We start from the raw sequence: 9,037 nt of genomic DNA, 5'->3' as shown, positions 1-9,037 counted from the left end.
GCTCGTTGTGACGCGTCAGCCATACCAACGCCAAAACCACGTCGTCCATTTTGCCTTCGTCGATCTCCATTCCGCCAGGTTACCACGCGCGATCGCACAAGTCCTGCGGCCCTGCTCGGATGGATACACTGAAGGCAAGAGCAAGCGATCATCGTCGGCTCCAAGGCCCGGATGCGTTGCGTCGGATGGCTCCAACTGCAGATCGGCAAGGGGCATTGATCGTTTTGGCGGAACTGACCCATGGCTTCGGACAACAAGCAACTGGGGCTTCTCAGACTCATGCTGCAACTGCCCACCGTTCGCGGCCAGTTGCAGCTTCTGAGCGCCAGCAACGCTTCTGTTGCTGGTTTGTGTGAGGCCTATGGCGAGGCAAGCGAGATGCTGGAAAGGCAGCGCCGCCTGGGCGGACGCGACAAGGATCTCATCTCCGAATTCGAATCCATCTGTCGGGGCATCGAGGAAGACGTGCTTGCAATCTGCTTGATAAAGGCGGGACGCAAATGAGCATTGACGGCATCCTCGGAGCTGATCGAGCGGTCCCGTCTTTACTGTTGCGTACTTGCGCTTGCCTCGTCTGAGGTACGGCCGGTAGCATGTCTCCTGACGGCAGTTCATCCCGCCCGCTGAAGGCTTCGTGCCCCCGCAACCACATCACATTTGCTGGAGTGAACGCGCGCCCGCGACGCTGCACTATTGAGGTTCCCGCTGCGGGCGCGCTCAGACGCTTGCGGCAGTTCTGTGACGCGGCTATGCATTCCAGTATGATAACACTTGAACCCAACATCGCCTCCTGCGTGCTGCTGACGATGACGGTGGCGCTGGTGACCGGGCTGAGACCGGGAGACTTCGTCCATACTTTCGGCGACGCGCATATCTATCACAACCATTTCGACCAGGCGCGGCCGCAGCTGACGCGCACGCAGAAGACGCTGCCGGCGATGCGGACCAATCCTGATGTCAAGGAGCTGTTTTCGGCCCGGTTTGAAGACCTTACCGTTATCGGCTATCAAGCTGATTCAAGGATCAAGGCGCCGATTGCCGTCTGACGTGGCGCCGGCTCGGGTGGTGCTGGCAGGGCAGTCGATACGGGCATTCGCGTGACGGCGGGAGACCGGGAGGGTTTGCCGCCGCTTACATAATTCAAGCGTTGCAGTGTTCCTTGCGTGCCTTGTTTGGCGCGCGGCACTGCCGGGAGGTTTCGATGCTGACGCTCGTCCACGCACCGCTGTCGCGCTCGTCGCGCATTGTCTGGCTGCTCGAGGAGATCGGTGCGGAATACGAGATTCGCTATGTCTCGATCCGCCGCTGGGACGGCACCGGCGCGCCCGACGACGACAACCCGCATCCGCACAAGCAGGTGCCGGCGCTTTTGCACAAGGGCGCGCTGATCTGGGAATCGGCGGCCGTGGTGCAATACCTCACCGATCTTCATCCGGAGTGCAGCCTCGGCCGGGCACCTGGCCATCCCGAGCGCGGCGCCTATCTCTCCTGGCTTGCCTATTACGCCGGCGTCATCGAGCCGACGGCGCTTGCGCATATCACCGGCGCGACGATCAACAATCCGGCGCAGGCGCGGCTCTACAGCGAAATGTGCGCCCATGTGATCGACGTGCTCAGCCGGCAGACCTATCTGCTTGGCCCGACGATGAGTGCTGCCGACCTGCTGCTTGCAAGCGCGCTGCAATGGATGCGAAAGATCCTGCCCGAGAGCGAGGTCGTCGACCGTTATATCCGGGTGGTGACAGACCGGGCGGCCTATGTCAGGGCCAGGGAAATAGACAGCAAACCGAATGGGTTCCATGACTGAAATGCGTTCGTTACGTGAGTGCACGCGCTTGGCCCTGCGCTGTGGAAAGTATGTATAATGGCGCGCGGTCGGATTGTCGCCGACTGGATGATTGTCTTGGTGGCTTATCTCTGACATGAAGCCACCGGCGCATTAGGCTGCGCCGGGAGTTCGAGGAAGGTAGAGTCAGTGTCCAAGAAACAGCGCGCGAAAATGCCCTCTGCTGTATCTGTAGTGGCGAGAAGTTATCCCGATCGCATAATTGGAATTGATAACAAACTGCCTTGGCATCTCGGAACCGACCTCAAGAACTTCAAGTCCCTTACTCAGGGACATGCAATTATTATGGGGCGGAAGACTTTTGAGTCTTTAGGGCGGCCACTGCCGAACCGAGTTAACATTGTTCTCTCGCGCGATAACGTTACTGACACCGCTAACGTGAAATGGGCCAGAGATCCAGAAACTGCTCTCTTGCTTGCTGATTTTTATTCAATCTCGATGGACAAGAAGCAATTCTTTGTCATTGGCGGTGAACGGATCTATTCCGTATTTGATAGATATATAAACAAGATATTTCTTACGGATGTCTTTAGCGGCCCCATCAATGGCGATGCTAAGTTTGACTACGATTTCCCTTCTGACGAATGGTACTACCGATACGAAAAGGAGTTCCCAAAGTCACAAGTGGACGACTTTGCGTTCCGCATATCTTACATTGTTCGCCGCAGGGAGGTTCACCGCGAACGATTGATGACGGAATTTATGCATAGGGATACGGAGTTCGAACTCAACTGGTCTAAATTTGCTGATGAGAATGGCGCCAACGCCGAAAAGACGGTCGAACTCAACCAATTGAACTTTCTTGAGCATCTTGGCGGGTAACGCGACGGTCGATCTTGCCATGCATTTCGTGACCTTGCGCCGCCGGGCCACGCTCCGAAGGCCCATTCGTCAACTATTTTGAACCATTTACGGTGAACTCTGGCGTATCGCGTTGAAAGCGATGCATGTCATACCTATAACGGGTTCATATCGTGGACGTCCGTGCATTCGCGCGGTAGTTCAGCGTGAGCAGTATTCAAAAGAGAGGTTTTGATGCCCTGGAGCAATCAGAATGGCGGCGGCGGCCCTTGGGGCGGCGGCGGCGGCAATCAGGGGCCATGGGGCCAGGGGCCGAACCGGCCGCGCGGCGGCAAAGGCGGGCCGCCGGATCTCGAGGAGATCATTCGCCGTGGCCAGGATCAACTGAAGAACGTCGTTCCCGGCGGTTTTAACGGCGGCGTCTTCGCCATCGTCGGCCTGCTGATCGTCGGCTTCATCCTCATCAACTCGATCTATACCGTCCAGCCGGATGAACGGGGCGTTGAAATGCGCTTCGGCAAGCCGAAGGACGAGATCTCGATGCCGGGCCTGCACTATCATTTCTGGCCGCTCGAAACCGTCGAGTTCGTCAAGATCACCGAGCAGCAGCAGAACATCGGCGGCCGCAACAGCGGTCAGTCGAATGCCGGCCTGATGCTCACCGGCGACCAGAACATCGTCAACGTCCAGTTCTCGGTGCTGTTCTCGGTCACGGATCCGAAGCACTACCTCTTCAACGTCGAAAATCCGGCCGACACGCTGCAGCAGGTCGCCGAAAGCGCCATGCGCGAAGTGGTCGGCCGTCGTCCGGCCCAGGACATTTTCCGCGACAACCGTCAGGCGATCGCCGCCGACGTGAAGAGCACGATCCAGGCAACGATGGACAGCTACGGTGCCGGCGTTTCCGTCAACACCGTGGCGATCGAAGACGCGGCACCGCCGCGCGAAGTCGCCGACGCGTTTGATGAAGTGCAGCGTGCCGAACAGGACGAAGACCGCTTCGTCGAAGAAGCTAACCAGTATGCCAACCAGATCCTCGGCAAGGCCCGCGGTCAGGGCGCGCAGATCCGTGAAGAGGCCGCCGCCTACAAGGGGCGCGTGGTCAAGGAAGCGGAAGGTGAGGCCCAGCGCTTCATCTCGGTCTATGACGAATACTCCAAGGCGCCTGACGTAACCCGCAAGCGTCTCTATCTCGAAACGATGCAGGGCGTGCTCGGCAAGTCGAAGAAGGTGATCATCGACGAGAAGAACGGGCAGGGCGTCGTGCCCTATCTGCCGCTCAATGAAATCCGACCTGCACAGTCGGGAGGTGCACAGTGATCAACAATCGTACCTCAATCATCCTGATCCTGCTCGCCGTCGTCTTCGTCGGGCTCTATTCGTCGGTCTTCGTGGTCAACGAACGCCAGCAGGCGATCGTCGTCCGCTTCGGTCAGATCCAGGACGTCAAGACCGAGCCGGGCCTTTACTTCAAGCTGCCCTTCGCCTTCATGGATGCCGATCGCGTGCAATATGTCGAGGATCAGGCCCTGCGCTTCGATCTCGACAACATCCGCGTTCAGGTTTCGGGCGGCAAGTTCTATGAAGTAGACGCCTTCGTCGTCTACAAGATCGCCGATCCCCGCCGCTTCCGCGAAACCGTTTCGGGCGACCGTGACTCGGCCGAGGCTCGGTTGCGCACCCGTCTCGACGCATCGCTGCGTCGCGTCTACGGTCTGCGTGGCTTCGAGGCGGCACTGTCCGACGAACGTGCATCGATGATGCGCGAGGTTCGTGCCGACCTCAAGACCGACGCCGAATCGCTCGGCCTCAACATCGAGGATGTTCGCATCCGTCGCACGGACCTTACGCAGGAAGTCTCGCAGCAGACCTTCGACCGCATGAAGGCCGAGCGTCTGGCGGAAGCCGAACTGATCCGCGCCAGGGGTAACGAAGCCGGCCAGCGCCGCCGCGCCATCGCCGACCGTCAGGTCGTCGAGATCGTCGCCGACGCCCAGCGCGAATCGGAAATCCTGCGTGGTGAGGGCGAAGCCGAACGCACGAGGACCTTTGCCGACGCGTTTGCGCGCGATCCGAAGTTCTTCGAATTCTACCGTTCGATGAACGCCTATACGGAGTCCATCGGCAGCTCGGATACGACGCTCGTGCTGTCGCCGCATTCGGAATTCTTCCGTTATTTCAATGACTCGGAAGGCACTGCGCCGGCTGCGACAACCACGCAACCGACGACCGGGAACTAAGCGGACAATGTCCGACTTTCTGACCGGGATCGCTTTTTTCCTGATCATCGAGGGGCTGGTGTACGCACTGGCCCCTTTGGTTTTAGTGGAATTGGCGAAGCGTTTGCCTTATGTCCCGGAGCATCAGCTTCGACTGGCCGGGGTATTTTCCGTTGCCGCCGGGGTCGGACTTGTCTGGTTGCTTCGAGGATAATGCGAAATGCCACATAAACTGCTGATCCGGCTGGTCGACGCCGAATATGCGATCACCCGTCTCAATGTCGGTTCCCAGATGCCGGAATGGCTGCCGGGGCCGGGTTTCTGGACCGTGTCCAGCTCGCGAGAGGAAATGACCCTCGTCTGCCGCGCCGCGCGCGTGCCCTCCAGCACCCAGAGTTCGCTCGGCTGGCGCTGCTTCCGCATCGAACAGCATTTCAGCTTCGACGTGCCCGGCGTGCTTTCTTCCGTGCTCAGGCCGCTGTCGGCCGCGGGTGTCGGCGTCTTTGCCAATTCGACCTTCAGCACCGACTATATCTTCGTGGCCGGTTCCGATCTCGACAAGGCGGTGCAGGCGCTGAAAGAACACGGGCACGAGATCACCATCTGATCTACGCTCAGTATCCGCTCTTTCGGGCGGATCAGAAAATCGTGTCTGGACGCTTCTGAATTCCGCCGTATCTTCACTGGAAGATCGGGCGGAGCGCGATCCCCGGATCGCGTCGCTGTCGCCATCTGCATGGTTCCTCGGGTCGGTATCGACCCAGGGATAAATCATGCGGCAAATCAAAGTCGCTGCAGCGACCCTTGCGCCTCGTCGGACGCATGGGGCTGCAGAGCATCGCATGACGCGGTATCCCTGCCGGTACCGCACCGCCGAGACAACGTGAGGAGCTCCGCGAATTGTCCACTCGATCGAAAACCTTCGGCGCGCTGGCGCTGGCCGCCACGCTGCTTCTTTCCAACACGGCGATGGCGCAGACGGCCGCCGTTCGCCCGCCGAGCAATGGCCCCGCATCCGTCGCCGACCTTGCGGCCGGCCTGCTCGATGCGGTCGTGAACATTTCGACGTCCCAGAGCGTCAAGAACGACGACAATGCGCCGACGCCGCAGGTGCCCGAGGGCTCGCCCTACCAGGACTTCTTCGATGAGTTCTTCAAGGGGCAGGGCGACAAGGGCGGCAACCGCCAGCGCACCGTCAATTCGCTCGGCTCCGGCTTCGTCATCGATCCGGCCGGCGTCATCGTCACCAACAATCACGTGATCGAAGGTGCCGACGATATCGAGGTGATCTTCGCCAATGGCAGCAAGCTCAAGGCCAAGCTGGTCGGCAAGGATACCAAGACCGACCTGGCGGTGCTCAAGGTCGAGCCGAAAACGCCGTTGAAGGCGGTTCCCTTCGGCGATTCCCGCAAGATGCGCATCGGCGACTGGGTCATGGCGATCGGCAACCCGTTCGGCCTCGGCGGTTCGGTGTCCGTCGGCATCATCTCGGCGCGCGGCCGCAACATCAATGCCGGCCCCTACGACAATTTCATCCAGACCGACGCTGCCATCAACCGCGGCAATTCCGGCGGCCCGCTGTTCAACATGCAGGGCGAGGTGATCGGTATCAACACGGCGATCATTTCGCCGTCGGGCGGCTCGATCGGCATCGGCTTCTCCGTTCCGACCGAGCTTGCCGCCAATGTCGTGCTGCAGCTGAAGGATTTCGGTGAAACGCGGCGCGGCTGGCTCGGCGTGCGCATCCAGCCGGTTACGGACGATATCGCCGAAAGCCTGAAGATGGCCTCGCCGCGCGGCGCGCTGGTGTCGGGCATCATCGAGGGCGGGCCGATCGCCAAGGGTGAGATCAAGGCAGGCGACGTCATCATCAAGTTCGACGGCAAGGACGTCTCCGAGATGCGCGACCTGCCGCGCGCGGTCGCCGAAAGCACCGTCGGCAAGGCCGTCGACGTGGTGATCATCCGCGATGGCAAGGAGCAGACGGTCAAGGTCACGCTCGGGCGGCTGGAGGACGGCGAGGACCTCGCCAACGCCTCGGCGACCACCAATGACGAAGGCGGCGAGGACAAAAAGGGCGACCAGCCACCTGCGGCCGTGCTGCCCGCCACCGACACGGTGCTCGGCATGAAGCTGACCACGCTCAATGCCGAAAGCCGCAAGAAGTTCGGCATCGCCGACGATGTCGAAGGCGTGGTGATCGCCGAGGTACAGGCAGGGTCTGCCGCGGCGGAACGCCGGGTGGAGCCGGGCGACGTTATCGTCGAGGTCGGCCAGGAAGCGATGGATACGCCTGACGACGTCTCCGAACGTGTCGAAGAGCTGAAATCCGACGGCCGGCGCAATGCGCTGCTGATGCTTTCCAACAAGACCGGCGAACTGCGCTTCGTCACGGTGCGCATGGAATAGGATGGTCTGGCGCGATGGCATTTTCCTGAATCCTTTCAGGTCCATCGCGGCCCTCTTTCACAGATCGATTCCGACCCCTGACGTTTCGATTCAACGCTGCGTGTTCCCTCGAAACGGCATCGATTTGAGGAGGGAATTATGCGGCGCCCTTTGCGCGTTCCGCTTGGCGCCCTGCGCTGCGGCGACTGGCTATGTCAGCCACTGTCTTAGAGCGTTTCCGGTTTAGACGGAGTCGCAGACACGCTCTATCTCTTTGTTTTGACGCATTTCCTGACGGAAAACCGCTTCGCACTTTTCCTGGAAATGCTCCAGAGGTGCCGCCTGCAGCCTGTTGGGGGCAATGCGGCATGGTGGGACAAGTCCGTTAGTCTTCGGCGCAGGACATGCTCCTGGTCCGTTCCGATCGGGTGCGGTGGGCGCTGTGCCGCAGCGGTTGAAAGGTCATCAGCCGCAGCGCGTCGATCAGGGTTTCGAGGATGGCAGACATGGCCGGATCCTCCTTTCTGTCCCCTCATTTCAACGCACTTGCCGCCAGGTCTCAAACGAGTTTAAAGTCGCGTTCGGATGACTTGAGGTTATGCATGAAGCGCGGCCGTCTACCCCTGACAGCGTTGCGGAGTTTCGAGGCGGCGGGCCGGCTCGAAAGCTTCACCCTGGCCGCCGGCGAGCTCTTCGTCTCGCAGGCCGCAGTCAGCCGGCAGATCCGCGAACTGGAGGACTTCGTCGGCCGGCCACTGTTCGAACGGCGTCACCGCAGCGTCAGCCTGACGGCGGAGGGGCGGTCGCTGCTTTCGGTGCTGACATCGGCCTTCGATATGGTGGGCGACAGCCTGGAGGCGCTGTCCGGGCGCAAGCTTACCCATACGCTGAGGGTCAGCGCCGAGCCGTGTTTTGCCGGTTGCTGGCTGGTGCCGCATCTGGCGCAGTTCCAGAGCGAACATCCCGAGATAGACCTGTTGATCGATGCCGATCCACGGCTGGTGGAGTTTCGCAGCGGCGACGCCGATATCGCCATCCGCCATAGCGCGAGGCACTCTTCCTGGCCGCGCGTCGAGGCCCGACGACTTGCTGCGCTGGAGATGATCCCGGTGATCGCGCCGGAGCTCGCCCGGTCCGGCAGGCCGCTTTCGACGCCGGTCGATCTCATGCAGCATGCGCTCCTGCACGAGGACAATCGCGAGCTTTGGGAGCAATGGTTTGCCGCCGCCGGCGTGGGGCCGGCGCGCATCGAGCGGGGCGCAATCTTCAATGATGGCGCCATGGTGCTGCAGGCGACGCTGCGCGGCAACGGCGTCGGGCTGATCGACCGTGATTCTGTGCGCGGCGACCTTGAGGCCGGCCGCTTGCTGCAGCCGTTCGATATCTCCGTGCCCTATGGCGCCTTCTTTCTGGTGGCACGCCGGTTTGATGCTCTGTCGGAGGCTGCGCAGGCGTTCGCCGCCTGGGTCGAGCGGAGTTATCCGGGGGCAGGGCGCGGAAGTTGAGCTTCGAGTGGTTCTGGGAAGTGCGCTGGGTGGGGCCGCCCCTCACTGTCCTGCCGGACATCTCTCCCCGCAGGCGGGGAGAGAGACGCCAGCCGCACCCACGTCGCCGGTTGGCAAGGTTAGTGTGTGGCAACGCGGTCGCATTCGTGCCACGATGGCGACGATCTTGGGTTTGCCGCCTGCGACCAGGCGATCGCGGAAGGCCTTGAGGGCGGGATTGTGTCGGCTGGCGACGAGGGCGGCCATGAACAGCACGGCGCGTACCTTGCCCCTGCCGC

General features: G+C 61.2%; 10 protein-coding genes and 2 pseudogenes. 10 read left to right on the top strand and 2 right to left on the bottom strand.

All coding sequences use genetic code 11. The features are described from left to right. The first annotated feature begins 240 nt into the window (after positions 1-240). From AC244_RS34565 to AC244_RS34525, 9 genes and pseudogenes are all read left to right on the top strand, one after another. Entirely contained in the window at positions 241-504 is a 264-nt protein-coding gene (locus AC244_RS34565; protein ID WP_053253335.1) for a hypothetical protein, read from the top strand. 275 nt (positions 505-779) lie between these two features. Next, positions 780-1,046 (top strand): annotated as a pseudogene (locus tag AC244_RS38550) (thymidylate synthase); the annotation flags it as partial. Positions 1,047-1,201: 155 nt separating this feature from the next. Further along, the gene (locus AC244_RS34555) at positions 1,202-1,807 is read left to right on the top strand and encodes a glutathione S-transferase (RefSeq protein WP_053253333.1); all 606 of its coding nucleotides are present in this window, start codon (positions 1,202-1,204) and stop codon (positions 1,805-1,807) included. Positions 1,808-1,999: 192 nt separating this feature from the next. After that, positions 2,000-2,668, top strand: coding sequence for a dihydrofolate reductase (locus tag AC244_RS34550; protein WP_053253332.1), 669 nt, complete (start codon positions 2,000-2,002; stop codon positions 2,666-2,668). 213 nt (positions 2,669-2,881) lie between these two features. Next, positions 2,882-3,967 carry an FtsH protease activity modulator HflK gene (gene hflK, locus AC244_RS34545; RefSeq protein ID WP_053253331.1) on the top strand — a complete coding sequence of 362 codons (1,086 nt, stop codon included), beginning with the start codon at positions 2,882-2,884 and terminating at the stop codon, positions 3,965-3,967. After that, positions 3,964-4,887 carry a protease modulator HflC gene (gene hflC, locus AC244_RS34540; protein WP_053253330.1) on the top strand — a complete coding sequence of 308 codons (924 nt, stop codon included), beginning with the start codon at positions 3,964-3,966 and terminating at the stop codon, positions 4,885-4,887. The genes hflK and hflC overlap by 4 nt, the downstream gene beginning before the upstream one ends. 7 nt (positions 4,888-4,894) lie before the next feature. Continuing rightward, positions 4,895-5,080 (top strand): DUF2065 domain-containing protein, encoded by a 186-nt coding sequence (locus AC244_RS34535; RefSeq protein WP_025427670.1) that lies wholly within the window; start codon positions 4,895-4,897, stop codon positions 5,078-5,080. 6 nt (positions 5,081-5,086) lie between these two features. After that, positions 5,087-5,473: an ACT domain-containing protein gene (locus AC244_RS34530; protein WP_053253329.1), complete on the top strand. Its 387-nt coding sequence runs from the start codon at positions 5,087-5,089 to the stop codon at positions 5,471-5,473. Positions 5,474-5,835: 362 nt separating this feature from the next. Further along, positions 5,836-7,275, top strand: coding sequence for a DegQ family serine endoprotease (locus tag AC244_RS34525; RefSeq protein WP_414735994.1), 1,440 nt, complete (start codon positions 5,836-5,838; stop codon positions 7,273-7,275). A gap of 364 nt (positions 7,276-7,639) precedes the next feature. On the opposite strand, the gene AC244_RS38715 is transcribed toward AC244_RS34525, so the two are convergent. After that, on the bottom strand, positions 7,640-7,762 hold the full coding sequence (locus AC244_RS38715) for a hypothetical protein (protein ID WP_268750808.1): 123 nt from the start codon (positions 7,760-7,762) through the stop codon (positions 7,640-7,642). Between the two features lie 94 nt (positions 7,763-7,856). Here AC244_RS38715 and AC244_RS34520 point away from each other — a divergent pair, with 94 nt between their 5' ends. Continuing rightward, the gene (locus AC244_RS34520; RefSeq protein WP_053253327.1) at positions 7,857-8,759 is read left to right on the top strand and encodes a LysR substrate-binding domain-containing protein; all 903 of its coding nucleotides are present in this window, start codon (positions 7,857-7,859) and stop codon (positions 8,757-8,759) included. A gap of 42 nt (positions 8,760-8,801) precedes the next feature. On the opposite strand, the pseudogene AC244_RS38545 reads toward AC244_RS34520, so the two are convergent. Next, positions 8,802-9,037 (bottom strand): annotated as a pseudogene (locus tag AC244_RS38545) (hypothetical protein); the annotation flags it as partial.

Source organism: Ensifer adhaerens (assembly GCF_001270265.1).
In the GTDB taxonomy this organism is placed as follows: domain Bacteria; phylum Pseudomonadota; class Alphaproteobacteria; order Rhizobiales; family Rhizobiaceae; genus Ensifer; species Ensifer adhaerens_B.
The sequence above is the reverse complement of the archived record's forward strand: the minus strand, read 5'-3'. Positions and strand labels throughout refer to the sequence as shown.

Bases quoted from the DNA above. Each gene is read 5' to 3' on its own strand.
- AC244_RS34525 (WP_414735994.1), top strand. From the start codon at position 5,836: ATGGCGCAGACGGCCGCCGTTCGCCCGCCGAGCAATGGCCCCGCATCC.
- AC244_RS34520 (WP_053253327.1), top strand. From the start codon at position 7,857: ATGAAGCGCGGCCGTCTACCCCTGACAGCGTTGCGGAGTTTCGAGGCG.
- AC244_RS34535 (WP_025427670.1), top strand. From the start codon at position 4,895: ATGTCCGACTTTCTGACCGGGATCGCTTTTTTCCTGATCATCGAGGGG.
- AC244_RS34530 (WP_053253329.1), top strand. From the start codon at position 5,087: ATGCCACATAAACTGCTGATCCGGCTGGTCGACGCCGAATATGCGATC.
- hflK (WP_053253331.1), top strand. From the start codon at position 2,882: ATGCCCTGGAGCAATCAGAATGGCGGCGGCGGCCCTTGGGGCGGCGGC.
- AC244_RS38715 (WP_268750808.1), bottom strand. From the start codon at position 7,762: ATGTCTGCCATCCTCGAAACCCTGATCGACGCGCTGCGGCTGATGACC.
- AC244_RS34550 (WP_053253332.1), top strand. From the start codon at position 2,000: ATGCCCTCTGCTGTATCTGTAGTGGCGAGAAGTTATCCCGATCGCATA.
- AC244_RS34565 (WP_053253335.1), top strand. From the start codon at position 241: ATGGCTTCGGACAACAAGCAACTGGGGCTTCTCAGACTCATGCTGCAA.
- AC244_RS34555 (WP_053253333.1), top strand. From the start codon at position 1,202: ATGCTGACGCTCGTCCACGCACCGCTGTCGCGCTCGTCGCGCATTGTC.